This is a genomic window from Serratia sp. PL7, assembly GCF_945957435.1.
In genome coordinates this window covers 471,834-496,310 of the sequence record NZ_CAMFLB010000001.1, presented here as the reverse complement: position 1 = coordinate 496,310, position 24,477 = coordinate 471,834, and the positions used below count along the sequence as shown (strand labels likewise).

Genomic DNA, 24,477 nt, shown 5'->3' with positions numbered 1-24,477 from the left:
CAGCGGTTAAAAGGAATTGCCTCTATGCAGCCCCTCTCGGTACACCTGCCCGGTTTTTACGTCGCCGGCCAGACAATCAGAACCACCAATCAGGACGAAACCCAGCCCGAGACGGCTAAAATCCCCGCGCTGTGGTCAGACTTTTTCGCCACCTCGCCCGCCATGCCGGTTTACGGGGTCTACTCCAACTACGCCTCCGACGCCAGCGGGCCGTTTGATGTCACCGCCGGCAGTGAGGCACAGAGCGGTTTGCACATCCAACCTGGCCGCTATCTGGTGTTCCAGGCCCGAGGCGCCATGCCGGCGGCGGTCATCGAAGGCTGGCAAGCCATCTGGGCCTACTTCGAGCAACACCCGGAAATCGAACGTCGCTTCCTGACCGACTTCGAAGCCTATACCGGCCCCGACGCGGTCGATATCCATATCGGCTGCCGCTAACGCGACAGTGAGGTCAACAATGATGACGCTCTCCCCCGCCATTCCGATCCTGCGTATCTTTTCCGTCGACAAGGCCAAAGAGTTTTATCTGGATTTTCTCGGTTTCACGCTGGCGTGGGAGCACCGCTTCAGCGAAGACCTACCGCTGTACATGCAGGTGACCCGCACCGGGCTGACGCTGCACCTGAGCGAACACTATGGCGACAGCACGCCCGGCGCCGCCATTTTCATCCCGGTGCACGATATCGACGCGCTGCACCGGGAGCTCACGGCCAAAAACTATCGCTATGCCCGGCCGGGCCTGGAGATTGTCGATTGGGGCAAAGAGCTGAACCTCACCGATCCGTTCGGCAACCGCCTGCGGTTTTGCGAACAGAGCCCCCCGGCCTGATCGGCGTTATGGCCGGTAGTCCGCCTCGCTGACCGGCTCCAGCCAGGTCACCGGGCTGCCGTCCACCGCTTCGGCGATGGCGATATGGGTCATGGCAGTGTCCGGTGTCGCACCGTGCCAGTGTTTGACGTCAGCCGGTATCCAAACGATATCGCCGGGATGCATCTCCTGCGTCTTCTCGCCCCACATCTGGATCCACCCGCGCCCCTGAGTGACGATCAGCGTCTGGCCGAGCGGATGCGTATGCCATGCCGTGCGGGCGCCGGGTTCGAAGGTGACGGTCGCGCCGCCCACCCTGGCCGGCGCGTCACCGGCGAACGGCGCGTCGATGCGTACCTGCCCGGTAAAGTAATCCGCCGAACCGCGCTGTGATGGGATAGAACCGCTGCGTTGTATTTTCATCTGCCGTGTCCTCCGCGCCGGCTCTCACAGCCGGCGCTGATAATCATGAGTGAGTGATGCCAAGATAGCGCCATGCTTTTCCGGCGACTAGCGGGTAAAATGCGCAAGGAGCTATGAGCTCAATTCATAAATCTACGCGCGACAGCGCCCCAACTTTGCTCTCCGGTGCCGGTATGTTGAAAGAAAACTTTAACGATCTGATCGCTTTCCTGATGGTGGCCAGGGAGCGCAGCTTCACCAAAGCGGCGGCGCAGCTTGGGGTTTCCCAATCGGCACTCAGCCACGCTATTCGCGGCCTGGAAGAACGCCTGGCGCTGCGTTTGCTCACGCGCACCACTCGCAGCGTCGCCCCCACCGAGGCCGGTGAGCGGCTGCTCAACAGCATTGGCCCGCGCTTGGCGGAGATTGAAAGCGAGCTGAACGCGCTGGGTGAAATGCGCGATCGGCCCGCCGGCAATATCCGCATCACCGCCGGCGAACACGCGGTGGATGCGGTACTGTGGCCGGTGCTGCGCACTTTTCTCGTCGATTACCCGGATATCAACGTGGAAATCACCGTCGACAACAGCCTGACCGACATCGTCGCCGGGCGATTCGACGCCGGAATCCGCCTGGGGGAACAGGTGGCGAAGGACATGGTCGCGGTGCGCATCGGGCCGGACATGCGCATGGTGCCCGTCGCCTCCCCTGACTATTTTGCCCGTTACGGCCTCCCCGCTACGCCGCAAGCGCTGCAAAACCATCGCTGCATCAACATGCGCCTGCCCACCCTCGGCGGGCTGTACGCCTGGGAATTTGCCCGCGATGGCCGGGAGATTAAAGTGCGGGTGGAGGGGCAACTGACCTTCAACAGCCTGCGCCAGCGAATCGACGCCGCGCAGCTCGGCCTCGGCATCGCCTTTGTGCCGGAAGATACCGTCGCCGAGCCGCTGGCCGACGGTCGGTTGCTGATGGCGCTGGACGACTGGTGCCCGCCGTTTCCCGGTTATTACCTCTATTATCCAAGCCGCAGGCAACACACTACCGCCTTTGCGCTGCTGATTGAGGCGCTGCGGCGCGGGGCTTAACGCCCGACGTTCTTCTGCAGATGCGCCGGGTAACGATCGCCGATCACGTCGATAGCGGAGAGCGCACGCTCGATCGCGCCCAGTTCGTCCGCCGCCAACACCACCGACGCCGCCGCAAGGTTTTCTTGCAGCCGATGGCGTTTGGTGGTTCCCGGGATCGGCACGATCCACGGCTGTTGCGCCAGCAGCCAGGCCAGGGCGATCTGCGCCGGCGTCACGCCTTTGCGCTGCGCTATCTGCCCCAGCACGCTCACCAGCGCCTGATTGGCCCGGCGCGCTTCGGCGCTGAAGCGCGGCACCAGGTTGCGAAAATCGCCGCTGTCAAAGGTGGTGTCCTCGGTAATGGCGCCGGTGAGAAAGCCTTTGCCGAGCGGGCTGAACGGCACCAGACCGATACCCAGCTCTGCCAGCGTCGGCAAGATTTCACGCTCCGGCTCGCGCCACCACAGCGAATATTCGCTTTGCAGCGCCGTGACCGGCTGCACCGCGTGAGCTCGCCGAATGGTTTGCGCGCCGGCTTCCGACAGGCCGAAATACTTCACTTTCCCTTCGCGAATCAGTTGCTGCACCGTACCGGCCACCTCCTCGATAGGCACCTCAGGATCGACACGGTGCTGATACAGCAAATCGATCGTCTCTATCCGCAGGCGCTTCAACGAGCCTTCCACCGCCTGGCGAATATGCTCCGGACGGCTGTTCAACACCTGTTGCCCCGCCGGCTGCGGCAGATCGAAACCGAACTTGGTGGCGATGACGACCCGGTCGCGCACCGGCGCCAGCGCTTCGCCCAACAATTCCTCGTTGGTGAACGGACCATAAATCTCGGCGGTATCGAAGAACGTCACGCCCTCGTCAACCGCGGCACGGATCAGATCGACCGCCTGCCGTCTGTCGGTGGCCGGGCCGTAGCCAAAGCTCAGTCCCATACAGCCCAACCCCAACGCCGAGACTTCCAGCCCTTCGCGCCCCAATTTGCGTGTTTGCATCTTCACTCTCCCACTGATTGATACCGGCCCCGCGTGACGCGGAGCCGTTCCGGTGTGGTGACTGTAAAACGCGACTGCCGCCATGACTATGGGGCGAAATACGCTTGAGCTTATGAGCCAGGCTCATGAATCCGTTAACCGTCGCTGGGACCGGAGTTTTTGCGGGAACGTTCCTGCCCGAGATACTCTATACTGATATCAGGATGCCTTACCCTTTTCGTTTAGCGTCATGTAGATGGAGCGACAGATGGCTAACTCTGAATCGACTTGCAATTCCCTTTCAATACCAGTGGCAGATTTATTCCATGACCAATAAGAAAAGCGCCGTGCTTACCCCGGCTGCAATGCTATTGCTACATCCCATGTTTGCCAGTCAGGCACTGGCGGCAGAAAATAATGAAGAGAAAAGCGACACCCTGGTGGTGATGGCGCAACCCACCGGATTGACCGAGCTGGGATCGCCGGTGTCCGTCAGCGTGATCGACGGCCAGGACCTGCGCAACGCCGCACCGCAGATTAACCTGTCGGAAAACCTCGGCAGCGTGCCGGGCCTGCAGCTCCAAAACCGGCAAAACTATGCGCAGGATCTGCAGCTGTCGATACGCGGATTCGGCAGCCGATCGATGTTCGGCGTGCGCGGGGTGCGCATGTACGTCGACGGCATTCCCGCCACCATGCCCGACGGCCAGGGACAAACCTCCAACATCGACATCAACTCCGTCGAGCGCATCGAGGTGCTGCGCGGCCCCTATTCCGCGCTGTACGGCAACGCTTCGGGCGGGGTGATCAACGTTGACACCCAGACCGGCACCCAGCCGCCAACGCTGGAGGCCGGCGGCTATTTCGGCAGCGACAATACCTGGCGCTATGGGGTGAAAGCGACCGGCGCCACCGGCGACGGTACCCAGGCCGGCGACGTCAACTACGCCATCTCGGGCACCCGCTTCACCACTCAGGGCTACCGCGATCACAGCGCCGCGCGGAAAAACCTCGGCAACGGCAAGCTCGGTGTGCGGCTGGACGACGTCAGCACCCTGACGCTGATGTTCAACAGCGTCTCAATCGATGCCGGCGATCCGGGCGGCCTGACCGAGGCAGAGTGGAAGGAAAACCCGCGCCAGGCGCCGCGCGCGGATCAATTTAACACCCGCAAGTCGCTCGATCAGACCCAGGCCGGCCTGCGCTATCAGCGCCAGATGAGCGAGCGCGACGAACTGACGCTGACTGCCTACCACGGCGAGCGCCACACCACGCAGTACCAGTCCATCCCGATGGGGCCGCAGCTCAACCCCACCCACGCCGGCGGGGTGATCGTGCTGGAAAGAAAATATCAGGGCATTGACACTCGCTGGAAGCATGAGGATACTCTCGCATCGTTACCGGTAACACTGATCGGCGGTCTGGATTATGAAACCATGACCGAACGCCGCCAGGGGTTCGAAAACTTTATTCTGCGAGACGGCACTGTGGACTACGGCGAGAAAGGCGACCAGCGGCGCAACGAGAAGAACCGTATCTGGAACCTGGATCCTTACCTGCAAACCTCCTGGCAACTGACGCCGCGCTGGACGCTGGACGCCGGCCTGCGCTACAGCACCGTCAGCTTCGACTCGACCGACTATTACATCACGCCGCGCAACGGCGACGACAGCGGCAGCAAACGCTACCACCAGTGGCTGCCGATGGGCTCGCTCAACTACAAGATCAACCCGGCGTGGAACGTTTATATCTCCGCCGGCCGCGGCTTTGAAACCCCGACCATCAACGAACTCTCCTACCGCCCCGACGGCCAGACGGGCCTCAATATCGGCCTGCAGCCGTCCACCAGCGATACCGTCGAACTGGGCAGCAAGCTGCGCCTCGGCAACGGCCTGGTGAGCGCTGCGCTGTTCCAGACCGATACCGACAACGAGCTGGTGGTGGCGGAAAGCAGCGGCGGACGCACCAGCTACGCCAACGCCGGCAAAACCCGGCGGCGCGGCCTGGAGCTGGCGCTGGATCAAGAGTTCGCACTGGACTGGCGCCTGCATATGGCCTGGACGCTGCTGGACGCCACCTACCGCAGCGAAATGTGCGGTAAATCCGGCTGTACCCCCGCCGGCAATCACCTGCCAGGCATCGCCCGCAACATGGGCTACGCCTCGCTGGCCTTTGCACCGCCGGAAGGCTGGCACGCCGGCGCGGAGCTGCGCTACATGAGCGACATTCAGGCCAACGACGCCAACAGCGCGCAGGCCCCCTCTTACACCGTGGCCGGCGTAAACGCCGGTTATCGCTTTACCTGGAACCGCTGGGCGCTGGACGTGTTCAGCCGGGTGGACAATATTTTCGACCGCCGTTACGTCGGTTCGGTGATCGTCAACGAAGGCAATGGCCGCTATTTCGAGCCGGCGCCGGGTCGCAACTGGGGTGGCGGCGCCACCTTGTCTTACCGCTTTGAATAAGGCAAAGCACCTTAAGGTTAAAAGACGGGATGGGTTTTACGTCACCCTAGCGGCTTCCCGCTGAAATAATAGGGAGAAACCGCGTGTTTTTTCCGATTTGGCTTAATCTCTAAATCGGGGACTTTCATTTTTGGTAAGGGTATTGCTATGCAAAATAAAGCGTCACTATCGCCGCTTATCGTCATAACGGCGCTGTTTGCCGCGCTGAGCGGGCTTTATCTGCTCGGCGGCGGCATCTGGCTGGCCAAGTTGGGCGGTTCGCTGTATTACATCATCGCCGGGCTGGTGCTGCTGGCGACCTCCTGGCTGCTGTTCCGCCGCCGCGCCACCGCGCTGCTGCTGTACGCGGTGTTCCTGCTGGGCACCACTATTTGGGCCCTGTGGGAAGTCGGCCCGGACTTCTGGGCGCTGACGCCGCGCCTGGACGTCACCTTCTTCTTCGGCCTGTGGCTGGTGCTGCCGTTTATCTACCGTAAGCTGGTCGCCAACGGCAAATTCGCCTACGGTGCGCTGAGCGCGGCGCTGGCGATCACCGTCATCGCACTGGCCTATGCCGTATTCAACGATCCGCAAGAGATCAACGGCACCCTTGACGCCGCGCAGGTCCAGCCGAAAGACGCCACCGGCGCCGACTGGCCGGCCTATGGCCGCACCCAGGAAGGCACCCGTTACTCGCCGCTGAGCCAGATCAACGACAAAAACGTTGGCCAGCTGCAAGAAGCCTGGCGTTTCCAGACCGGCGATCTGAAGACCGCCAACGATCCGGGTGAGATCACCAACGAAGTCACGCCGATCAAGATCCGCGATACCCTTTACATGTGTACGCCGCACCAGAAGCTGTTCGCGCTGGATGCCGCCACCGGTAAAGAAAAGTGGAAATTTGATCCGCAGCTGAAGTACAACCCGACCTTCCAGCACATCACCTGCCGCGGCGTGTCTTACCACGAAACCGCTGCAGCCGCGGGCGCCGCCGGCGATGCCGCACCGGCGATGTGCGCACGCCGCATCATTCTGCCGGTCAACGACGGCCGCCTGTTCGCGCTGGACGCCGAAACCGGCAAACCGTGCCCGGACTTCGCCAACAACGGCGAGCTGAACCTGCAGAGCAACATGCCGTATGCGACGCCGGGCCACTACGAGCCGACCTCGCCGCCGGTGATCACCGATAACGTGATCGTCGTTGCCGGTGCCGTGACCGACAACTACTCCAACCGTGAGCCTTCCGGCGTGATCCGCGGCTTCGACATCAACAGCGGCAAGCTGCTGTGGGCCTTCGATCCGGGCGCGAAAGATCCGAACGCCATCCCGGCGGACGAGCACCATTTCGTGCCGAACTCGCCGAACTCTTGGGCGCCGGCCGCCTATGACGCCAAGCTGGATATCGTCTATCTGCCGATGGGCGTCGCCACGCCGGACATCTGGGGCGGCAACCGCACCCCGGAAATGGAGCGCTACGCCAGCGGCCTGCTGGCGCTGAACGCCTCCACCGGCAAACTGGCCTGGTTCTATCAGACGGTCCACCACGACCTGTGGGATATGGACGTGCCGGCGCAGCCGACCCTGGCGGACATTACCGACAAGAGCGGTAAAAAAGTGCCGGTGATCTATGTGCCGACCAAAACCGGCAACATCTTCGTGCTGAACCGCACCAACGGCGAGCTGGTGGTGCCGGCGCCGGAGAAACCGGTACCTCAGGGCCCGGCCAAAGGCGACCGCCTGTCACCGACCCAGCCGTTCTCCGAGCTGACCTTCCGTCCTGAGAAGAAGCTGACCGGTGCGGACATGTGGGGCGCGACCATCTATGACCAGCTGGTCTGCCGCGTGATGTTCCACAGCCTGCGTTATGAAGGCACCTTCACCCCGCCTTCCGAGCAGGGCACGCTGGTGTTCCCGGGTAACCTGGGCATGTTCGAATGGGGCGGCCTGGCCGTCGATACCGATCGCGAAATCGCCATCGCCAACCCGATCGCGCTGCCGTTCGTCTCTAAACTGATCCCGCGCGGCCCAGGCAACCCGATTGAGCCGCCGGAAGGCGACAAAGGCGGCAGCGGCACCGAGTCCGGCGTACAGCCGCAATATGGCGTGCCGTTCGGCGTTACCCTGAACCCGTTCCTGTCACCGTTCGGCCTGCCGTGCAAACAGCCGGCCTGGGGTTACATTTCCGCCGTGGATCTGAAAACCAACGACATCGTGTGGAAAAAACGCATCGGCACCGTGCGCGACAGCTCACCGCTGCCACTGCCGTTCAAAATGGGCATGCCGATGCTGGGCGGCCCGGTAACCACCGCCGGTAACGTGTTCTTCATCGGCGCCACCGCTGACAACTACCTGCGCGCTTTCAGCGTGACCAACGGTGAAAAACTGTGGGAAGCACGCTTGCCGGCCGGCGGCCAGGCGACGCCGATGACCTATGAGGTCAATGGCAAGCAGTACGTGCTGATCTACGCCGGCGGCCACGGTTCCTTCGGCACCAAGCTGGGCGACTATGTGATCGCTTACGCCCTGCCCGATCAGAAGTAACCACCGCCGTTAGTACCTCGCAAAGCACGCCGCAAGGCGTGCTTTTTCTTTTCCCTCCCCGCTGACACCCCTCTCGCAATACCCTTAATTTTTTCACTTTCATTATTGATAATGGTTATCATTCGCAATATTATGAATGCATGGCCCCGGCAGCGGCCTGCAATCCTACTCCAGCTTAATGGTAATACTACGATCAGCCGCCTGCGGGCGGCCTTATTCGGAGGCGCATGGTCGACCATACTCGGAAGCATAGAAAGAAAATTCTGCAAGCGGCGGTGAACACGCGGCGCGCCGGCCTGCCGTTCGCAGCGGATCCCCCTGTCGCCCCGCCCTTTATTGGCTTGGCCCATCAGACGGAGGCGGTGCTGGTGCACCTGGTCGGCCATGATGACGTACAGGAGAAGCATAAATGAACCTGCAACCCTTTACCGCCATGCTGATGTTCGCCTACGTGCTGCTGATGGTGCCGCTGCTCTACGTCATCGACAGCCGACTGAGCGCCAGCAGACTGGTGCGCAAGGCCACGCAAAACGTCATTATTATCGCGTTGACGCTGTTGTTCTTCAGCGCGATGACGCTTTTATACTGAGGCCATCTCGCCGGTGCCCCGCGGCCGACGTTACTCGGCCTCCCGGCGTTTGGCCCGCGGATATTTCCACAGCCAGCGCCCGCTGATCATGCGCCAGTAGAACAAGGCGCCGCGCACCGCCCAATCGAAGAACATCCCCAACCAGACGCCCACCACGCCCATGCCCAGTTCGATACCCAGCACATAGCCAGCCACCACGCGGCAGCCCCACATGCCGAGCATCGTCACCCACATGGCAAAGCGGGCGTCGCGCGCGCCTTTCAGCCCAGCGGGCAACACCCATGAAGCGGCCCAGATCGGCATAAAAGCAGCGTTGAGCCAAATCAGGGTTTTCACCACCGTTTTCACATCATCCTGCGAGGTATAAAACGCGGCGAATACCCCGGCCAGCGGCGCCGTGCCCCAGGCGATGGCGGTCAGCCCAAGGGTCGATAGCCAGAAAATATGGCGCAGCTGCCGTTCCGCCTGACCGATCTCGCCCTTGCCGAGCCGCCGACCGACGATGATGGTCGAGGCCGATCCCAATGCGTTGCCCGGCAAGTTAATCAACGAAGCGATGGAGAAGGCGATGAAGTTGCCGGCGATCACGTTGGTGCCCATGCCGGCGACGAACATCTGCGTCAACAGCTTGCCGCCGTTGAACAGCACCGATTCGACGCTGGCGGGAATGCCGATCCCCAACACTTCCCACAGGATGCTCATCTTGAGCGGCGTGAAATAACTTTTCAGCGTAATGTGCAGCGCCGGATTAAAGCCGATCGCCAGCACATAGAGGATGGCGATGGCGCCGATATAGCGGGAAATCGTCAGCCCCAGCCCGGCGCCGACAAAGCCCAGCCCGTGCCAGCCGAGCATGCCGTAAATCAGGATGCTGCTGATGATGATATTGAGGATATTCATGCCACCATTGATCAGCAGCGGGATCTTGGTATTACCCGCGCCGCGCAACGCGCCGCTGCCGATCAGCGCAATCGCCGCCGCCGGGTAGCTCCACACCGTGGTCTGCAGGTAAGAGAGCGCCAGCGCTTTCACCTCCGGCGACGCCGCGCCGGCGATCACATCGATGATCGATTCGCCCGCCAGGTGAATGCCCGCCGCCAACAGCACCGCCACGCCGGTCATCAAGACCAGCGACTGACGCGCCGCCGCCCGCGCACGCCGGCGATCGCGCTTGCCGAGGCTGAAGGCCACCACCACGGTGGTGCCGAGATCCACCGCGGCAAAAAAGGCAATGATCACCATGTTGAAGCTGTCCGCCAGCCCCACCCCGGCCATCGCCTCTTTGCCGAGCCAGCTCACCAGAAAGGTGCTCAGCACCCCCATCAGCAAAACGCAGGCATTCTCCAGAAAGATCGGCACCGCCAGCGGCGTGATTTCGCGCCAGAACAGCACGCGGTAGCTTTTCCGTTTGGCGTACCTGGGCGTATTTTCCACGCGCTGACGCAGTGCGGCATACAGATTCAAGGTGGGCTCGATGGATAAAAGTGAAACATCATTTCAAATGATGATCGATAAATCGTTATCCTGCAAAGAATTTTTAGGCGCCCGTAACGAGCGCCCGACAGGCTTACCCAACGCTACTCCATGTAGTCTTCCTGATCGGCCTGCGCCGCCGCGATAAAACGCGCGGTACTGCGGCTGAGCGTGGCGCATTTGTCCGTCAGCAGCTGATTGTCCTGCTGCAGAGTCAGGTAACGCGCCTGGGTGAGCGTCGGCAACTGTCGATACCCTACCGCATGCGTATCCCAGCCGCGATGCTGCGCCGCACGCATCGCGGTGCGTTGCAATTTCACGTCGTCCGGCACGTCGCTGCGCCCGCAGTCCACGCGCAGGAAATGCCCGCCGGCCAGCATCAGAGCGATGTGATCCAATTGCGCCTGCAGCGGCGGCGCCGGTCGATGCGCCGTCTGCTGACAACCCGCAAGCAGCAGCAACGCCACCGCGCCGCAAAGAAACGTGCGAAACAGAGTAGACATGGGCGCTCCCGGAAACCTGTGGGTGATGCAATGATCTTAGGTGAGCGGATGCCGGGCGGCAAGGCGGGCAGCGCGCTTAGCGCCGGCCGCTGCTGACCTTGGTGGCGCGAGCGGGGTTGCCGGCGACGAATTCCAGCGTAGGGGAATAATAAAACGGCAGCCAGGCGTTATAGCCGCTCTCCCACTCCCATTTGACCGGGCAGGGCCACAGCATGTCTTCATGCAGGATGTAATAAATCCACCGCCCGGGCGGACGACGGGGTTTGCGCATTTTCATAGCGAGTACGACAGCCTGATGACGTGCGATAAGGTGAACTGCTGCATTTTACCCCGATTTGGGTCGCGGGGACAGCCTGCGTTGCCGTGTGAAGCGCCCGCTAAATCTCACCCGGTGATTCGGCGTAAAGTCCGCCGTTTTACTGATCCAGAACATCTTTCGCATTCACCTTATTGATATATTGATTGAAAATCATTCCTATTCAGGAGGAAGGGCCATGGTTAAGTCATTGAATGCAGTGTTCACGCGCCTTTTTGATCGTCCGGACGCCGGCAAGCTGGCACTCAGACTGACCTTTGGCGGACTGATGCTGTTTCACGGCGTGGCGAAAATTCAGCACGGCGTCGGCTGGATTGCCGGTGCGTTGCAGGAACAGGGGCTGCCCGCCTTCATCGCCTACGGCGTGTATGTAGGGGAGATCCTGGCGCCGATACTGATCATTTTGGGACTGTTCACCCGCCCCGCCGCGCTGGTTTACGCCTTTACGCTGGTGGTGGCATTTTTGATGGTGGGCACCGGCAAGGTGTTCAGCGTCACTGACGTCGGCGCCTGGGGCATTGAAAACGAACTGGTGTTCTTTATGGGCGGGCTCGCCATTCTGCTGCTGGGCAGCGGCAAATACACGATCGCGCGTAATGAAGCCTATCGGTAAGCCGCGCATTCCATAAGGAGGTTTTTGGTTTGAACCTCCTCGGTGCGGACACGGCGTTTAACTCTCGGCCAGGCGGTACACTGGGACCTTGCGCGTCGTGCCGGTCAGGGTGTCGAAGATCTCCGTTTCCGCCGTCACGATCGCCATGCCAGTTTTTCTTAGCCTGCGCACCTCGGCAGCAATGCGCTGGATGCCGAACCAGAACAAGCCATCCAGCGCCGTCACCGGCAACCCTTGCTCCAGCGCCAGCTTAAGCCGCTCACGCGGCGCCTTGAGCGCTTTGGCAATTTCCCGGTAAGGCAGCGCATCCACGCCCGACGCAGATGTTCGGTGAATACGGGTCGACAGGCCGTATTGGAAAGCCTCCGGCACGCCGCTCAAATCGCTTTTCAGGCTGTAGACACAGCCAAAGCGCTTGCCGTTGAACACCACATTTTTTTGACTGATCGACAACTCATCACGCAGGCCGGCAATCAGCTGCGGTGCCCGCACCAGCAATAAGCGAAATGGCAATTCGAAACTGGTCACGTAGTCCACATTGAGCAGCGCAATGCGCAGACGCTCTTCCGCCCCGGCCTGCGTCTCGCGGCACTCGTTCAACACCTCGCTCCACTGGTGCGCGAGCCGCGGGGCTTCATCCAGCGGCGCGAAATGGTATTTCTCGATGTGGTAGTCGATTCTTTCGTTCATGTCCGTTGCCCCCGCGTCAGTCATCATTGCCATCAGCAAATTACCTTACCTGCGGTCAACAGTACAACACCGCATCGTGCAGCAGAATGCGGTCAAGCGGGATAAAACGGCGCCCCCGCCACCGAGCGTTTTCTCCGCAACTGGGACCGGAATAGCTAAGGGGTATCGATAAACAACATCATGCGTTGCAAAGCGTCATCCAGGGCACTGAGCCCCGCGTCATCCAGGCAGGCCATCAGCTGGGCGTCATAATCCGCCACCCATTGCCTCGCCTGGTCAAAAATGGGGCGAGACGCCGGCATGACGCGCAGATATACCGCGCGCTTATCTTCCGGATCGGGGAAGCGCGCGACCCACCCCCGATTAACCAGTTGGGTGATCGTACGGCCTAGCGCGGTGCGATCGGTCTGCGAATGCGCTATCACCTCGCTCATGGCCACGTCGCCCGGAAAACTGTAGAGAATACGCAACGCGCGCCACTCATGGAGGCTGAGCCCTTGCAATGCGAGTAACGCAGACAGCCGTTTTTCGCGGTGACGCACCACCTCCGTCATCCTGTAAAGCGCACCGTCGGGCAATCCCATTCCCTGTCGGCCGCTATGCCTGTCTTTTTTTTCAGAACCCATACTGTTTCCAATTAGCCTCGACTTTTACCCTGACCTGTTCCGGATACGAGTGCCTGAAAGAGGCGGTACCCGCACGTGTTACGCCGCTGAACTGCTCGGGGAACAGGCAGTTGATGATGGCTTTGCCGCCGCTGCCGCGCGCCTTGTCTTCTTCCGACAGGTACGGCACCATCGGGAACTCGCGTACGTCCGGGAAAATAAAATGATCGCGCGCCGGATGTGAGCGCGTAGCCAACGCCCAAACCACCTGATTGATATCGACAATATCAATGTCATTGCCGACCAGAATCAGTTTGGGGATCAGGTAGCCCGCATGCGAACCGAAGACTACTTCCGCCACCTTACCGGCAAAATCCGCCGCGTTGGTCCTCATGTCGGCCAGTTTTTCAATATCGACGGACACCACCGCCCAACAGGTTGCCGCCTCATAGGAACACCAGACAAAGTCGACGGGCAATGCCGCGCTCTGCAGGGTTTCCAGCAGTTGGGCCGATATCATGGTGCCCCAGATCGTATGATTTTCCTCCGGCGGCGTGCCGGCGACGCAAATCGGCAAAATGGGGTCATCGCGAAACGTCATCGCGTGCACATGGAACACCGGCTGTTCATGGCCCTGCTGGTGTTGATAGCCGTGATACTCCCCCATCGGCCCTTCCAGCGCCGTCTCCGTCAGGCTGATTTCACCTTCCAGCACAATTTCCGCATTGGCCGGCACCCAGAGATCGTTGGTTTCCGCTTGGGTGAGCGTGACACTTTTACCGAGCAACGCGCCGACATAGTCAGGCTCACTGACGCCGGCCGGCAACGGCATCCCCGCGACCGCCACCGCGGCAGGCGGCGCCCCGAGCACCATCGCCCACGGCGTAGGTTTCCCTTCCCGACGCCACATTTCACGGATCATGCCGATGTGCTGGGTGGGGATTGCCGGGCCGGTGAGACGATTGCGATCGAGCATCATGAGCCTGCCGATGCCCCAGCTGTGCCACTTCCCGTCCGGGGATTGCACGACATGGAACCCGTAGGTGCCGAAATAGCGCCCGCCATCCCGTTCATGCAGCAGAGGCACCGGGAAGCGTGCCAGATCAACCTCGTCACCTCGCCAAATATTCTCTTTCACCGGGCCGGTCGAACAGTAATCGGGGGCAAGCGGTTCCGCCTTCACCGCCCGGCGAATCGCCGCCACGATATCTCGCGGGGAGCTCTCTGGCGGTAGGCCAAAATGGAGGGCGAGGCGAGAATAGGCATGTTCCGCAGAAGCGAGCATGCCGGCCGGCGCGCCAAGAATGCGAGCCCCCGGCATCGCGCCCGCCACATGATGAAATAGCGGAGCCGAAAGCCGTTGCTCATAGACCCGGCGGCAGACAGCCGCTATCTCCAGGTCGGCGGAAACTTGCTGATGCACGTCGACCAAATCGTTTCGGCGACGCAACTCCTCAATGAAGTGACGAAAATCCAGTGCGCAATCGAGCAAACTCATGGCAAATCCTCCAGTTTCCGGGCGTTCAGTCCCTTCTATTCCCATCGCGGCGGAGAGGAGACCGTTTTTATGTGCATGTGCACACATATTAGTGCACGAAAAATCGCGTGTAAATACACGCTACCCTGGAGATGTTGGGCATGTTGTCAGTCTGGCAAACTCTTCAAGGGATAGCGGAGTCAGGCCATGCACGCCCCTGCCGGCAGGCATTATCACCGTGGCGGTTTCACACCTTCAGCATGATTGGCCTGCGCCTGGCACTGGGCTTACCACAAGCGCCGCACCGGGTTTAAGCGCAACATGGCTCACAAAATGAAGAACATAATCGCAAAATGCTATTCGTTGATATTGCACGGGTTATAATGCGGAAAAGGATCTCGGCCAACGCAAACCGGTTTCAGATCGAACGGTTTACAAGCATTAGCGAAAGAAAAGGATTTTGATTCGATAGGGAACAACGAGGGGTAAAGTGGCGGAGAGAGGGGGATTTGAACCCCCGGTAGAGTTGCCCCTACTCCAGTTTTCGAGACTGGTCCGTTCAGCCGCTCCGGCATCTCTCCTAACAACGCTTGCTATCATGCCCGCTTTTACGGCATTTTTACAGCATTAGCACACCGCTGAACGTTCAAGTGACGACTTTACGAGCAACCTGATGATTAAATGGCCGTGGAAAGCGACTCAACCCTCTCAACCCCAGGCAGACACTCAGGCCCAGTGGCAGGACGCGCTGGCGATCCCGCTGCTCTCGCCGCTGAATGAGCAGGAGCAGCAGCGGCTGGTGGCCGTTGCCGGGCAGATCTTGCAGCAAAAGCGCATCGTGCCGCTGCAGGGGCTGCAGCTCACATCGCAAATGCAGGCGCGCATCGCCCTGCTGTTCGCCTTGCCGGTGCTGGAACTCGGCGCGGAGTGCCTCGACGGCTTCAACGAAATTCTGCTCTACCCCACCCCGTTCGTGGTGGAAGACGAATGGCAGGACGAGATCGGCCTGGTGCACTCGGGGCCAGTGGTGCAGTCTGGCCAAAGCTGGGAACAGGGGCCGATCGTGCTCAACTGGCAAGACGTGCAGGACTCTTTCGATCTCTCTGGTTTCAATCTGGTGATCCACGAAGCGGTGCACAAGCTGGATATGCGCAACGGCGGCGTCGCCACCGGCGTACCGCCGATCCCACTGCGCGAGGTGGCCGCCTGGGAGCACGATCTGCACGCCGCGATGGAAAGCCTGCAGGACGAGATCGACATGGTCGGTGAAGAGGCCGCCAGCATGGATGCCTATGCCGCCACCGATGCGGCCGAGTGCTTCGCCGTGCTGTCGGAGTATTTCTTCAGCGCTCCCGAGCTGCTGGCCGAACGCTTCCCGGCGCTGTATCAGCACTTTTGCCGCTTCTACCGCCAGGATCCGCTGGCGCGCCTGTTGCGCGGCCAGGTGGAAAACGACGCGCAATGGGCTGATTGACGGGCTTATTGCTCAGATACCGAGCAGTCGCACCGCCTGGGGCAATTTAGCGTTGACACACCCGGGGCCGCTGGATATCATGCGCCCCGTTCACACGATTCCTCTGTAGTTCAGTCGGTAGAACGGCGGACTGTTAATCCGTATGTCACTGGTTCGAGTCCAGTCAGAGGAGCCATATTTAGAGAAGCCCGCTTAAGGAAACTTAAGCGGGCTTTTTGCTATGGGGCGTTTACAGCCCGCGTTTTTCCATCAGCAGCGCCAGATCGACCAACCGATTGGAGAAGCCCCATTCGTTGTCATACCAGGCGAGCACTTTCACCAGATTGCCGCCGATCACCAGCGTGGACAGCCCGTCGATGATCGACGAACGCGCATCACCCCGGTAGTCGCTCGACACCAGCGGTTCATCGCTGTAGCCCAGGATCCCTTTCAGCGGGCCGGATGCCGCCGCGCGGAAAGCGGCGTTAATCTCTTCCACCGTCGCCGGGCGTTTCAGCGTCACCGTCAGATCGACGATCGAGACGACCGGCACCGGCACCCGCAGCGAGTAACCGGTCAACCTGCCGTCGAGATCCGGGATCACCTTGCCGAGCGCCTTGGCCGCGCCGCTGGAATAAGGCACGATCGATTCCGCCGCCGCCCGCGCGCCGCGCAGATCTTTTTCCGGCTGATCGTGCAGCGCCTGGCTATTGGTATAGGCGTGAGTAGTGTTCATCAGCCCGTATTCGATGCCGAACGCCTGATGCAGCACCTGCGCGGCGGGCGCCAGCCCGTTAGTGGTGCAGCTGCCGTTGCTGACCACTTTATGCAGCGCCGGATCGTAAAGCTGGTCGTTAACCCCCATGACGATGGTGATGTCGTCGTTCTTGGCCGGCGCCGAGATAATCACCCGCTTGGCGCCGCCGTGCGTGATGTGCACTTCCGCCTTGGCCTTGTCGGTAAAGAAGCCCGTCGCTTCGATCACCACGTCAACGCCCACGCTGCTCCAGGGGATCTCGGCGGGGTCGCGCTGCGAAAACACCTGAATCGGCCGGCCGTCCAGCAGCAGTTGGTTGTCGCCGGCTTCCACCCTGGCCGCCAGCGTGCCGGAAAGCGTGTCGTATTTCAGCAGGTGCGCCAGCGTTTTGCTGTCCGTCAGATCGTTGATCGCCACCACTTCAAAATCGCTGCGCCCCAGCGCCGCGCGCAGCACGTTGCGTCCGATCCTGCCAAATCCATTAATGCCTACTCTCACCATGATGCACTCCTCGTTTTGGGCTTTGCCTCGACTCTAGCCCTGCCCCGAGGCGGCGTAAATGACGTTTACCGATCAATTTACGCCAAATTGCGCGCATGGAAGCGTTCGCGGTATTCGCTCGGGGTCAGCTGCAGTTTGCGCTCAAACACCCGCCGTAGGTTAAGGCCGTTGCCAAAGCCGGTGGCCAGGGCGATCTGCTCGATGCCTTGCGCACTCTGCTCCAGGCGCTGCCTGGCGGTATGCAACCGGCCTTCTTCGACGAATTTGGCGGGAGAAATGCCCGTCTCGCGGGTGAATACGCGGGTAAAGTTGCGCGGGCTCATCGCCACGCGTTCGGCCAACCGATCGACGCTGAGATCGTCGGCGAGGTTTTCCAGGATCCAGGACTGCAGGTCGCGGATCGGGCCCGGCGATTTGGCCTGGTTGAGCGGGTAGCGGCTGAACTGCGCCTGCCCGCCGGGGCGGCGCAGAAACATCACCAGATCCTGCGCCACTTCGCGCGCCTGCACGAAGCCGTAATCATCCTCCACCAGCGCCAGCGTCAGATCGAAGCCGGAACTGACGCCGCCGGAGGTCCAAATCGGCCCGTCCTGCACGTAGATCGGGCCGTTTTCAACCTGCACCCGCGGGAAGCGCGCCTGCAGCGTTTCCGCCAGCCGCCAGTGGGTAGTCGCCCGCCGCCCGTCCAGCAATCCGGCTTCGGCCAGCAGCAGAGCCCCGCCGCAAACCGAGGCGATACGGCGCGTCTGCGGCGCCGCGCGGCGCAGCCAATCCGCCACCAGGGCGCCCTCTTCTTCGGTTGCCCCCTTGCCGGCAACAATGACGGTATCGCGCGGCTGGGCCGGATCGAGATCCGCCAGGCGATGGTCAGCCAACAGGCTCAGCCCGGACAGGCCGTGCACCACCCGGTGAGATTGCGTAGTGGCGACCGCGATCTGATACAGCGGCGTCTCGGCGGAACTCAGGCGATTAGCCTGCATCAGGATATCGGCGATGCCCGCCGCTTCGAACAGCATGCCCCCTTCAGGGACGATAATCAGGAATGTATGCATGGCGATAATTACAAGAAAGAGCAAAACAGGCCAGACAACCACTGTATAAGAAAAGCGCCACGGGTTCACCCTGCGGGCATAAAAAAGCCCGCCGATAACCTCGACGGGCCTGGAAGGAATAACCATTCAAACCTGCGGCAAGCTCACCCCGCCGGCGCGCGCCAATTGCGCCAGCAGCGCCGTTTGAAACGCCTCGTCGTGTACCGCTGCATGGGGTTCGAGGCGCTGCTGATGGTGCCAATATCCGCCGGACGCCAGGGCCTGCGGTTCATCGCTGCTCACCAGCCACGCCTGCGTCACATGCCCCAGCGCCAGATCGTCGGGCGCGTCCGCGCCGCCCATTTTTGTCGGCACCCAACCGGGATCGACCGCGCTGCTGATCACGTCAGGCCACAGGCGCGCCACGGCGGCGGCCAGCGCGGTGACGAACAGTTTGCTGTCCGAATAAGAGCCTGCGGCGCCGCCAAGCCAATCCACGCCGTTCAGTTCCGCCACGCCGTCAAAGTGCATACTGCTGCTCAGATAGACGATACGCTTGGGGCGTTCGATCAGGGCCGTCAGCAGGTAGGGCGCTATGACGTTCACCGGCATCACCTGCGGTCCGGTAAACATACCGGCATTGTGGATCACCGCGTCCGGGCGACCGAGGCGATTGACCTGCTCGGCGAGCTGCCGGATCTGCTGCACATCGGACAGATCGCCGATCGTCGCCTGTGCACCGCGATCCAGCAGATCGCGCACCGCGTCCAGACGGCCGGGCTCACGCGCATGCAGAATCACCTGATGTCCTTCGTCCAACAGCGTTTGCGCGGCGGCGCGGCCCAGCCCGTCCACCGAGCCGGTAATGAAAATGCGTGACATCCAGCTCCTCCGTTTAGCGCCAGCCAAGCGCCGGCGCGACATGGGTTAAAATCGATTCGATAACGTGGGCGTTGTAATCCACGCCCAGTTGGTTAGGCACGGTCAGCAGCAAGGTATCCGCTTCGGCGATGGCCTCGTCCTGCGCCAGCTGTTCGATCAGCGCGTCAGGTTCTGCGGCGTAACTGCGGCCAAAGATCGCCCGGGTTTGCGCATCGATATACCCCAGTTGGTCGCCTTCCTTACCGCTGCCGCCGAAGTAGTTGCGATCCCGCTGATCCACCAGCGCGAAGATGCTACGGCTCACGGAAACCCGCGGCTCATGCGTGTGGCCGGCCTCTTGCCAGGCGGCGCGGTAGGCGCGGATCTGCTTGGCTTGCTGGATGTGGAAGGGTTCGCCGGTCTCGTCGTTCTTGAGCGTCGAGCTTTGCAGGTGCATGCCGAGCTTCGCCGCCCAGACGGCGGTGGCATTGGAGCCGGCGCCCCACCAGATGCGGTCGCGCAGCCCGGCGGAAAACGGTTCCGGCCGCAGCAGCCCGGGCGGATTCGGGAACATCGGCTGCGGATTGGGCTCGGCGAACCCTTCGCCGCGCAGCGCTTCCAGGAACACTTCGGTATGGCGGCGGGCCATGTCCGCATCGGTTTCGCCGTCGGCCGGGGCATAGCCGAAATAGCGCCAGCCGTCGATCACCTGCTCCGGCGAGCCGCGGCTGATGCCGAGCTGCAGCCGCCCGCCGGCGATCAGATCCGCCGCGCCAGCGTCCTCCACCATGTACAGCGGATTTTCATAGCGCATGTCGATCACGCCGGTGCCGATCTCGATGCGTTGGGTTTTGGCGCCGATGGCGGCCAACAGCGGGAACGGCGATCCCAGCTGGCGCGCGAAGTGGTGCACGCGAAAATAGGCGCCGTCCGCCCCCAGATCTTCGGCGGCGACCGCCAGATCGATGGACTGCAGCAGCGCATCCGCCGCGGAACGGGTGCCGGACTGGGCGGAAGGCGACCAGTGGCCAAACGAGAGAAAACCAATCTTTTTCATCGGGCATCATCCTCAGAGGCAAAACATGAGCCTACAGTGACAAAAACCGCGCGCCTTGCGCCAGCAAAATCACCCTCGATCGCACTAAACGAACCGATTGCCGCCGCACCGCCCGGCGATTGTAATCAAAAAACAAATGTCGTATAACAAGCAGCTCCGAGGGGTGTCCTGTTACGGGCTGAGATGGCGCAAGCCGAACCCTTTGAACCTGATCTGGGTCATGCCAGCGAAGGGACGGTTAGGCAACAACGCTCTCACCCGTTGCCTGTTCATACCCCAGCGTGCCCGGATCTCCACTGACTCAAGGAGGTCCCATGTCCATCACTACCCTGTTCGAAAGCGGTCTTTACGGCCGGCTGCGCCACCATGCCGGCAGCCACTGGCAAGATTACGTCGATCATCCATTTCTGCAGCAGCTGGCCGCCGGCACCTTGCCTGAACGCGCTTTTCGCCGCTACCTGACCCAGGACTATCTGTTTCTGCTGCACTTCGCCCGCGCCTACGCGCTGCTGGTCAGCAAGCTACGCACCCTGCCGGAGATGCGCGCCGCCACCGCCTCGCTCAACGGCATCGTCGCCGAACTGCCGTTGCACGTGGCCTACTGCGCCGAATGGGGGCTGAGCGAAGCGCAGATCGCCGCCCAGCCGGAAGCGGCGGAAACCATGAACTACACCCGCTACGTGCTGGATATCGGCCATGCCGGCGACGCCCTCGATCTGCTGGCCGGCCTGCTGCCCTGCGTGGCCGGCTATGCCGAAATCGGCCTGCGGCTGCTGCACGATCCCGCCACTCAGATGGAGGGCAATCCTTACGCCTCCTGGATCCGCAACTACGGCGACGAGGGCTATCTGGCCGGCGTGCGTGCCGCCATCGAACTGCTGGAAACCGTCGGCCACCAGCGCGGCGCACAAGGCCGCTTCACCGAGCTGGCGCAGATTTTCACCACCGCCACCCAGCTGGAATCGGCATTTTGGCAGATGGGGCTGAACGCCTCATGACCTCCCCGCTTCTCCCGCCCGGCATCCAGGTGCGGGATCTCAGCCTGCGTTTCGGTCAGCAAATCGTCTTCGACCGGCTGAGCTTCGACATCGCCGGCGGCAGCTTCGTCGCCCTGCTCGGCGCCAGCGGCGCCGGCAAAACCAGCCTGCTGAAGATCATCGCCGGCCTGGCGCAGGCCAGTTCGGGTACGGTGACCGGCAGCGACGGTTTGCCGATCGCCGGGCGCATCGCCTACATGGGGCAAAAAGACCTGCTCTACCCGTGGCTAACCGTCGAAGAGAACGTCGCCCTCGGCTCGCGGCTGCGCGGCGAAGTGGCGGATCGGGCGTGGGTGGCGCATCTGCTCGAACGCGTAGGCCTGGCCGCGCATGGCCGCAGCCTGCCCGCCGCGCTGTCCGGCGGCATGCGCCAGCGCGCCGCCATCGCCCGCACGCTCTACGAACGCCAGCCGATCGTGCTGATGGACGAACCCTTCTCCGCATTGGACGCCATTACCCGCGCCGAGATCCAAAGCCTGGCCGCCGAGCTGCTGGCGCAAAATACCGTACTGCTGATCACCCACGATCCGATGGAGGCCTGCCGCCTGAGCCACCGGCTGCTGGTACTGTCGCCCTGGCCGCTGGGCCTCGACGATACCCACCGTATCAGCGGGCAACCGCCGCGCGCGCCGGATGACGCCGACCTGCTGAAAAGCCAGGCCGAGCTGCTGCAACAGCTGGTGAGGGCCGCGCAATGAAGATTGCCGAAGAGCGTGGCCTCACCCGCCTGCGGCGTGGGCTGACGGTGTTTGCTGGCCTGCTGCTGCTGTGGTGGCTGGCGGCGCAAAGCGGCATTCCGGCCTTTCTGCTGCCCACGCCGGGCGCGGTGGCGCAGGCGCTGTGGGACGGGCGCGGCTATCTCGCCTGGCACACGCTGGTCACGGCTTCGGAGATCGTCAGCGGGCTGGTGCTGGGCGTGCTGCTCGGCGCGGCGCTGGCGCTGTGCATGATCTTCTCGCCGCGGCTGCAGCGCTGGCTGATGCCACTGGTGCTCACCAGCCAGGCGATACCGGTGTTCGCCCTGGCGCCACTGCTGGTGCTGTGGTTCGGCTTCGGCATGAGCGCCAAGGTGGCGATGGCGGTGCTGGTGATTTTCTTCCCGGTGGTGTCGGCCTTTTTCGACGGGCTGCGCCGGGTCAACAACGACTATCTCGATCTGGCGCGCACGATGCGCGCTTCGCGCTGGGCGCAGCTGCGGCACGTGCGGCTGATGGCGGCGCTACCGGCCTTCGGCTCCGGCCTGCGCATGGCCGCCGCCGTCGCGCCGATCGGCGCCATCATCGGCGAATGGGTCGGCTCGGCCGAAGGGCTGGGCTACGTGATGCTGAACGCCAACGCGCGCATGCAGACCGACGTCTGCTTCGCCGCGCTGTTTATTTTGGTGCTGATGACCGTGCTGCTGTGGGCCGCGGTGGATGCGCTGCTGCGGCGTCTGATCGCCTGGGCGCCGGAAAACGACTGATGATTGCAACCATAACCAGGGATAAAGGAACGACCATGATCAAACAAACCGTTTGCGGACTGCTGCTGGGCGCTGCCCTCACCGGCCAGGCCGGTGCGGCCGAGAAGCTGACGCTGGTGCTCGACTGGTACATCAACCCCGATCACGCGCCAATTATGGTGGCCGAGCAGATCGGCGCCTTCAAGGCCGCAGGGCTGGACGTCAAGATCGTGCCGCCGTCCGATCCGGCGCTGCCGCCGCGGCTGGTGGCCGCCAAACAGGCCGACCTCGCCATTACCTATCAGCCGCAGCTGCACTTCTTCGCCGATCAGGGCCTGCCGCTGATGCGCGTCGGCACCCTGATCAACACGCCGCTGAATACGGTGATCGCGCTGGACAAAAACATCACGTCGCCGGCGGATCTCAAGGGCAAAACGGTGGGTTACTCGGTCAGCGGCATCGAACAGGCGACGCTGGCCACCATGGTCGAACACGAGCACCTCAAGCCGCAGGACATCAAGCTTATCAACGTCAACTTCCAGCTGACCAGCGCCCTGCTGGCGGGCCAGGTCGATGCGGTGATCGGCGGCTACCGCAACATCGAAGCGCTGGAGCTGAAGCTGCAGGGTAAAGAACCGGTGGTGTTCAACGTCGAAGACTACGGCGTGCCGGCCTATGACGAGCTGATCATCGTCGCCAACCGCGATGCGGTGAACGAGCCGAAAATCCGCAAATTTCTCGCCGCGCTGAAGCAAGGCAGTGACTACCTGCACGCCCACCCGCAGGACACCTGGCTGGCATTCGCCAAGGCGCACCCAGAGCTGAATACCGAGCTGAACAAACAGGCGTGGCAAGCCAGCCTGCCGCTGTTCGCCCGCGATCCGGCCAAGTTGGATCGCGCGCGCTACCAGGCTTACGAACAGTTCCTGTTCGACAACAAGCTGATCAAGAAAATCACCCCGGTGGAACAGTACGCGGTGGAGCTCGACTGATCACGCCGAGGCGGCCGGCGGCGCCACCGTCACCTCGCCCTGGCCGCTGCGCTGCAAGGCCGCCTTCACCAGCCCGTTGGCCTTGCAGCGTTCGATAAACGCGTTCACGTAGGCGGCGCCCTGCGTTTTTTGCCGCGGCACCGCCATCGCCTGGTGGATGGCGGTGAAATGCCCGTCCAGCACCCGGTAGCCGGGATGGGCGGCCGCGGCGGCCAGCAGCGGTTGACGCACGCCGGCCGCCGCCTCCAGCCCCCGTTCGAAAAACAGCGCGATCGCCTCGGCGGACGTTGCCGCCCGCACCAGCTGCGCCTGCTGCAGCGTGCGCGATAAAAACAGATCGTACGCCGCCCCCTGGCCGACCGCGATGCGCACCTCCGGCCTGTCGAGCTGCGCCACCTCAAAGTAAGGCGCGTCGTTCGCCACCAGGTAAGTCCCCTCGATGATCACATAGGGTTCGCTGAAGGCGATTTGCGCCGCACGCACCGGTTCGATAGCCATAAACGCCAGGTTCCAGGCGCCGCTGTCCAGGTCGGCAAACACCTTGCCCGCCGCGTCATAGGTGACCAGTTCGAGCGCCACGCCCAGCTCCTGGGCCAGCGCGGCGGCCAGCTCCACCGAAGCGCCTTGCGGTTTACCGCCGGCCCCGGCCTGCGCCAGCACCGGATTGCCGTAGTTGATCGCCGCGCGCAACACGCCTTGCGGGGCCAGATCGTCGAGTACCGCGGCGGGAATCGTCTGCATACTTCCTCCTGTGAAGGGCTGATGGGCGCACCGTTCGTGGCGCTCATTAAGCGTAGAGCGAAACCTCCGACCAGCAAGCTTTCGCCGCCGAG

At 62.3% G+C, this 24,477-nt stretch carries 26 protein-coding genes, 2 tRNA genes and 1 riboswitch; of the genes, 14 read left to right on the top strand and 14 right to left on the bottom strand.

The annotated features are described in order from the left end of the window. Window positions 1-24: 24 nt before the first annotated feature. Both N6G83_RS02400 and N6G83_RS02395 read left to right on the top strand, forming a co-directional pair. Complete coding sequence (locus tag N6G83_RS02400; protein WP_164063031.1) at window positions 25-438, top strand: GyrI-like domain-containing protein; 414 nt, start codon at window positions 25-27, stop codon at window positions 436-438. Window positions 439-460: 22 nt separating this feature from the next. Beyond that, window positions 461-829 carry a glyoxalase superfamily protein gene (locus N6G83_RS02395; protein WP_164063126.1) on the top strand — a complete coding sequence of 123 codons (369 nt, stop codon included), beginning with the start codon at window positions 461-463 and terminating at the stop codon, window positions 827-829. A 6-nt stretch (window positions 830-835) separates the two neighbouring features. On the opposite strand, the gene N6G83_RS02390 is transcribed toward N6G83_RS02395, so the two are convergent. After that, window positions 836-1,231 carry a cupin domain-containing protein gene (locus N6G83_RS02390; protein ID WP_033643630.1) on the bottom strand — a complete coding sequence of 132 codons (396 nt, stop codon included), beginning with the start codon at window positions 1,229-1,231 and terminating at the stop codon, window positions 836-838. A gap of 173 nt (window positions 1,232-1,404) precedes the next feature. On the opposite strand from N6G83_RS02390, the gene N6G83_RS02385 reads away from it, so the two are divergent. Next, the gene (locus tag N6G83_RS02385) at window positions 1,405-2,298 is read left to right on the top strand and encodes a LysR family transcriptional regulator (RefSeq protein WP_043140030.1); all 894 of its coding nucleotides are present in this window, start codon (window positions 1,405-1,407) and stop codon (window positions 2,296-2,298) included. Here N6G83_RS02385 and N6G83_RS02380 read toward each other — a convergent pair. Further along, the gene (locus tag N6G83_RS02380) at window positions 2,295-3,284 is read right to left on the bottom strand and encodes an aldo/keto reductase (RefSeq protein WP_164063029.1); all 990 of its coding nucleotides are present in this window, start codon (window positions 3,282-3,284) and stop codon (window positions 2,295-2,297) included. The genes N6G83_RS02385 and N6G83_RS02380 overlap by 4 nt on opposite strands. A 305-nt stretch (window positions 3,285-3,589) precedes the next feature. Between N6G83_RS02380 and pqqU the strand changes: the two genes are divergently transcribed. From pqqU to N6G83_RS02360, 4 genes are all read left to right on the top strand, one after another. Next, window positions 3,590-5,728 carry a TonB-dependent receptor PqqU gene (pqqU, locus tag N6G83_RS02375; RefSeq protein WP_373276031.1) on the top strand — a complete coding sequence of 713 codons (2,139 nt, stop codon included), beginning with the start codon at window positions 3,590-3,592 and terminating at the stop codon, window positions 5,726-5,728. Window positions 5,729-5,875: 147 nt separating this feature from the next. Continuing rightward, a complete protein-coding gene (locus tag N6G83_RS02370) occupies window positions 5,876-8,248 on the top strand; it encodes a glucose/quinate/shikimate family membrane-bound PQQ-dependent dehydrogenase (RefSeq protein ID WP_025303386.1) in 2,373 nt (790 codons plus the stop codon). A gap of 227 nt (window positions 8,249-8,475) precedes the next feature. Further along, a complete protein-coding gene (locus N6G83_RS02365) occupies window positions 8,476-8,661 on the top strand; it encodes a hypothetical protein (protein WP_025303387.1) in 186 nt (61 codons plus the stop codon). Beyond that, a complete protein-coding gene (locus tag N6G83_RS02360) occupies window positions 8,658-8,837 on the top strand; it encodes a hypothetical protein (protein ID WP_019453466.1) in 180 nt (59 codons plus the stop codon). The genes N6G83_RS02365 and N6G83_RS02360 overlap by 4 nt, the downstream gene beginning before the upstream one ends. 30 nt (window positions 8,838-8,867) lie before the next feature. Here the strand turns inward: N6G83_RS02360 and N6G83_RS02355 are convergent, their stop codons facing one another. The 3 genes from N6G83_RS02355 to N6G83_RS02345 form a co-directional block, all read right to left on the bottom strand. After that, window positions 8,868-10,301, bottom strand: coding sequence for an EmmdR/YeeO family multidrug/toxin efflux MATE transporter (locus N6G83_RS02355; RefSeq protein ID WP_260514573.1), 1,434 nt, complete (start codon window positions 10,299-10,301; stop codon window positions 8,868-8,870). A 113-nt stretch (window positions 10,302-10,414) separates the two neighbouring features. Next, window positions 10,415-10,813, bottom strand: a complete 399-nt coding sequence (gene gspS, locus N6G83_RS02350) for a type II secretion system pilot lipoprotein GspS (protein WP_025303389.1) — start codon at window positions 10,811-10,813, stop codon at window positions 10,415-10,417. A gap of 76 nt (window positions 10,814-10,889) precedes the next feature. Further along, on the bottom strand, window positions 10,890-11,090 hold the full coding sequence (locus N6G83_RS02345; RefSeq protein ID WP_016927170.1) for a hypothetical protein: 201 nt from the start codon (window positions 11,088-11,090) through the stop codon (window positions 10,890-10,892). Window positions 11,091-11,307: 217 nt separating this feature from the next. Between N6G83_RS02345 and N6G83_RS02340 the strand changes: the two genes are divergently transcribed. Beyond that, entirely contained in the window at window positions 11,308-11,742 is a 435-nt protein-coding gene (locus N6G83_RS02340) for a DoxX family protein (RefSeq protein ID WP_025303391.1), read from the top strand. 57 nt (window positions 11,743-11,799) lie between these two features. Here the strand turns inward: N6G83_RS02340 and N6G83_RS02335 are convergent, their stop codons facing one another. The 4 genes from N6G83_RS02335 to N6G83_RS02320 form a co-directional block, all read right to left on the bottom strand. Continuing rightward, on the bottom strand, window positions 11,800-12,432 hold the full coding sequence (locus N6G83_RS02335; RefSeq protein WP_025303392.1) for a helix-turn-helix domain-containing protein: 633 nt from the start codon (window positions 12,430-12,432) through the stop codon (window positions 11,800-11,802). Between the two features lie 155 nt (window positions 12,433-12,587). Next, on the bottom strand, window positions 12,588-13,058 hold the full coding sequence (locus N6G83_RS02330) for a MarR family winged helix-turn-helix transcriptional regulator (RefSeq protein ID WP_025303393.1): 471 nt from the start codon (window positions 13,056-13,058) through the stop codon (window positions 12,588-12,590). Then, window positions 13,048-14,535: a UbiD family decarboxylase gene (locus N6G83_RS02325; RefSeq protein WP_049203987.1), complete on the bottom strand. Its 1,488-nt coding sequence runs from the start codon at window positions 14,533-14,535 to the stop codon at window positions 13,048-13,050. Before N6G83_RS02325 ends, N6G83_RS02330 begins: the two co-directional genes overlap by 11 nt. A 470-nt stretch (window positions 14,536-15,005) precedes the next feature. Further along, window positions 15,006-15,095: transfer RNA gene (locus N6G83_RS02320), tRNA-Ser, on the bottom strand. A 92-nt stretch (window positions 15,096-15,187) separates the two neighbouring features. On the opposite strand from N6G83_RS02320, the gene mtfA reads away from it, so the two are divergent. Together mtfA and N6G83_RS02310 are read left to right on the top strand one after the other, a co-directional pair. Further along, window positions 15,188-15,988, top strand: a complete 801-nt coding sequence (gene mtfA / locus N6G83_RS02315) for a DgsA anti-repressor MtfA (RefSeq protein ID WP_025303395.1) — start codon at window positions 15,188-15,190, stop codon at window positions 15,986-15,988. Window positions 15,989-16,087: 99 nt separating this feature from the next. Further along, window positions 16,088-16,163 (top strand) — tRNA-Asn (locus N6G83_RS02310). Between the two features lie 54 nt (window positions 16,164-16,217). Here N6G83_RS02310 and gap read toward each other — a convergent pair. The 4 genes from gap to N6G83_RS02290 form a co-directional block, all read right to left on the bottom strand. Continuing rightward, complete coding sequence (gene gap, locus N6G83_RS02305) at window positions 16,218-17,225, bottom strand: type I glyceraldehyde-3-phosphate dehydrogenase (protein WP_260514562.1); 1,008 nt, start codon at window positions 17,223-17,225, stop codon at window positions 16,218-16,220. Window positions 17,226-17,302: 77 nt separating this feature from the next. Beyond that, window positions 17,303-18,277, bottom strand: a complete 975-nt coding sequence (locus tag N6G83_RS02300; RefSeq protein WP_025303397.1) for a GlxA family transcriptional regulator — start codon at window positions 18,275-18,277, stop codon at window positions 17,303-17,305. Window positions 18,278-18,403: 126 nt separating this feature from the next. Beyond that, entirely contained in the window at window positions 18,404-19,138 is a 735-nt protein-coding gene (locus tag N6G83_RS02295) for an SDR family NAD(P)-dependent oxidoreductase (protein ID WP_043140014.1), read from the bottom strand. 13 nt (window positions 19,139-19,151) lie between these two features. Beyond that, entirely contained in the window at window positions 19,152-20,174 is a 1,023-nt protein-coding gene (locus tag N6G83_RS02290) for an LLM class flavin-dependent oxidoreductase (RefSeq protein ID WP_025303399.1), read from the bottom strand. A 149-nt stretch (window positions 20,175-20,323) separates the two neighbouring features. Beyond that, window positions 20,324-20,426: riboswitch (TPP riboswitch) on the top strand. A gap of 62 nt (window positions 20,427-20,488) precedes the next feature. Between N6G83_RS02290 and N6G83_RS02285 the strand changes: the two genes are divergently transcribed. From N6G83_RS02285 to N6G83_RS02270, 4 genes are read left to right on the top strand one after another with little or no spacing between them, the layout of a single operon-like run. Next, window positions 20,489-21,172 carry a TenA family protein gene (locus tag N6G83_RS02285; RefSeq protein ID WP_043140011.1) on the top strand — a complete coding sequence of 228 codons (684 nt, stop codon included), beginning with the start codon at window positions 20,489-20,491 and terminating at the stop codon, window positions 21,170-21,172. After that, entirely contained in the window at window positions 21,169-21,909 is a 741-nt protein-coding gene (locus tag N6G83_RS02280; RefSeq protein WP_025303401.1) for an ABC transporter ATP-binding protein, read from the top strand. Before N6G83_RS02285 ends, N6G83_RS02280 begins: the two co-directional genes overlap by 4 nt. After that, complete coding sequence (locus N6G83_RS02275) at window positions 21,906-22,673, top strand: ABC transporter permease (RefSeq protein WP_043140003.1); 768 nt, start codon at window positions 21,906-21,908, stop codon at window positions 22,671-22,673. Before N6G83_RS02280 ends, N6G83_RS02275 begins: the two co-directional genes overlap by 4 nt. Window positions 22,674-22,708: 35 nt before the next feature. Beyond that, the gene (locus N6G83_RS02270) at window positions 22,709-23,644 is read left to right on the top strand and encodes an ABC transporter substrate-binding protein (protein WP_043139999.1); all 936 of its coding nucleotides are present in this window, start codon (window positions 22,709-22,711) and stop codon (window positions 23,642-23,644) included. On the opposite strand, the gene N6G83_RS02265 is transcribed toward N6G83_RS02270, so the two are convergent. Then, a complete protein-coding gene (locus N6G83_RS02265) occupies window positions 23,645-24,385 on the bottom strand; it encodes a transporter substrate-binding domain-containing protein (protein ID WP_049205539.1) in 741 nt (246 codons plus the stop codon). Window positions 24,386-24,477: the final 92 nt, after the last annotated feature.

What these genes read in the sequence shown, in the direction of transcription:
- N6G83_RS02400 (WP_164063031.1), top strand. Translation starts at nt 25, where the DNA reads ATGCAGCCCCTCTCGGTACACCTGCCCGGTTTTTACGTCGCCGGCCAG.
- N6G83_RS02395 (WP_164063126.1), top strand. Translation starts at nt 461, where the DNA reads ATGACGCTCTCCCCCGCCATTCCGATCCTGCGTATCTTTTCCGTCGAC.
- N6G83_RS02390 (WP_033643630.1), bottom strand. Translation starts at nt 1,231, where the DNA reads ATGAAAATACAACGCAGCGGTTCTATCCCATCACAGCGCGGTTCGGCG.
- N6G83_RS02385 (WP_043140030.1), top strand. Translation starts at nt 1,405, where the DNA reads ATGTTGAAAGAAAACTTTAACGATCTGATCGCTTTCCTGATGGTGGCC.
- N6G83_RS02380 (WP_164063029.1), bottom strand. Translation starts at nt 3,284, where the DNA reads ATGCAAACACGCAAATTGGGGCGCGAAGGGCTGGAAGTCTCGGCGTTG.
- pqqU (WP_373276031.1), top strand. Translation starts at nt 3,590, where the DNA reads ATGACCAATAAGAAAAGCGCCGTGCTTACCCCGGCTGCAATGCTATTG.
- N6G83_RS02370 (WP_025303386.1), top strand. Translation starts at nt 5,876, where the DNA reads ATGCAAAATAAAGCGTCACTATCGCCGCTTATCGTCATAACGGCGCTG.
- N6G83_RS02365 (WP_025303387.1), top strand. Translation starts at nt 8,476, where the DNA reads ATGGTCGACCATACTCGGAAGCATAGAAAGAAAATTCTGCAAGCGGCG.
- N6G83_RS02360 (WP_019453466.1), top strand. Translation starts at nt 8,658, where the DNA reads ATGAACCTGCAACCCTTTACCGCCATGCTGATGTTCGCCTACGTGCTG.
- gspS (WP_025303389.1), bottom strand. Translation starts at nt 10,813, where the DNA reads ATGTCTACTCTGTTTCGCACGTTTCTTTGCGGCGCGGTGGCGTTGCTG.
- N6G83_RS02345 (WP_016927170.1), bottom strand. Translation starts at nt 11,090, where the DNA reads ATGAAAATGCGCAAACCCCGTCGTCCGCCCGGGCGGTGGATTTATTAC.
- N6G83_RS02340 (WP_025303391.1), top strand. Translation starts at nt 11,308, where the DNA reads ATGGTTAAGTCATTGAATGCAGTGTTCACGCGCCTTTTTGATCGTCCG.
- N6G83_RS02335 (WP_025303392.1), bottom strand. Translation starts at nt 12,432, where the DNA reads ATGAACGAAAGAATCGACTACCACATCGAGAAATACCATTTCGCGCCG.
- N6G83_RS02330 (WP_025303393.1), bottom strand. Translation starts at nt 13,058, where the DNA reads ATGGGTTCTGAAAAAAAAGACAGGCATAGCGGCCGACAGGGAATGGGA.
- N6G83_RS02325 (WP_049203987.1), bottom strand. Translation starts at nt 14,535, where the DNA reads ATGAGTTTGCTCGATTGCGCACTGGATTTTCGTCACTTCATTGAGGAG.
- mtfA (WP_025303395.1), top strand. Translation starts at nt 15,188, where the DNA reads ATGATTAAATGGCCGTGGAAAGCGACTCAACCCTCTCAACCCCAGGCA.
- gap (WP_260514562.1), bottom strand. Translation starts at nt 17,225, where the DNA reads ATGGTGAGAGTAGGCATTAATGGATTTGGCAGGATCGGACGCAACGTG.
- N6G83_RS02300 (WP_025303397.1), bottom strand. Translation starts at nt 18,277, where the DNA reads ATGCATACATTCCTGATTATCGTCCCTGAAGGGGGCATGCTGTTCGAA.
- N6G83_RS02295 (WP_043140014.1), bottom strand. Translation starts at nt 19,138, where the DNA reads ATGTCACGCATTTTCATTACCGGCTCGGTGGACGGGCTGGGCCGCGCC.
- N6G83_RS02290 (WP_025303399.1), bottom strand. Translation starts at nt 20,174, where the DNA reads ATGAAAAAGATTGGTTTTCTCTCGTTTGGCCACTGGTCGCCTTCCGCC.
- N6G83_RS02285 (WP_043140011.1), top strand. Translation starts at nt 20,489, where the DNA reads ATGTCCATCACTACCCTGTTCGAAAGCGGTCTTTACGGCCGGCTGCGC.
- N6G83_RS02280 (WP_025303401.1), top strand. Translation starts at nt 21,169, where the DNA reads ATGACCTCCCCGCTTCTCCCGCCCGGCATCCAGGTGCGGGATCTCAGC.
- N6G83_RS02275 (WP_043140003.1), top strand. Translation starts at nt 21,906, where the DNA reads ATGAAGATTGCCGAAGAGCGTGGCCTCACCCGCCTGCGGCGTGGGCTG.
- N6G83_RS02270 (WP_043139999.1), top strand. Translation starts at nt 22,709, where the DNA reads ATGATCAAACAAACCGTTTGCGGACTGCTGCTGGGCGCTGCCCTCACC.
- N6G83_RS02265 (WP_049205539.1), bottom strand. Translation starts at nt 24,385, where the DNA reads ATGCAGACGATTCCCGCCGCGGTACTCGACGATCTGGCCCCGCAAGGC.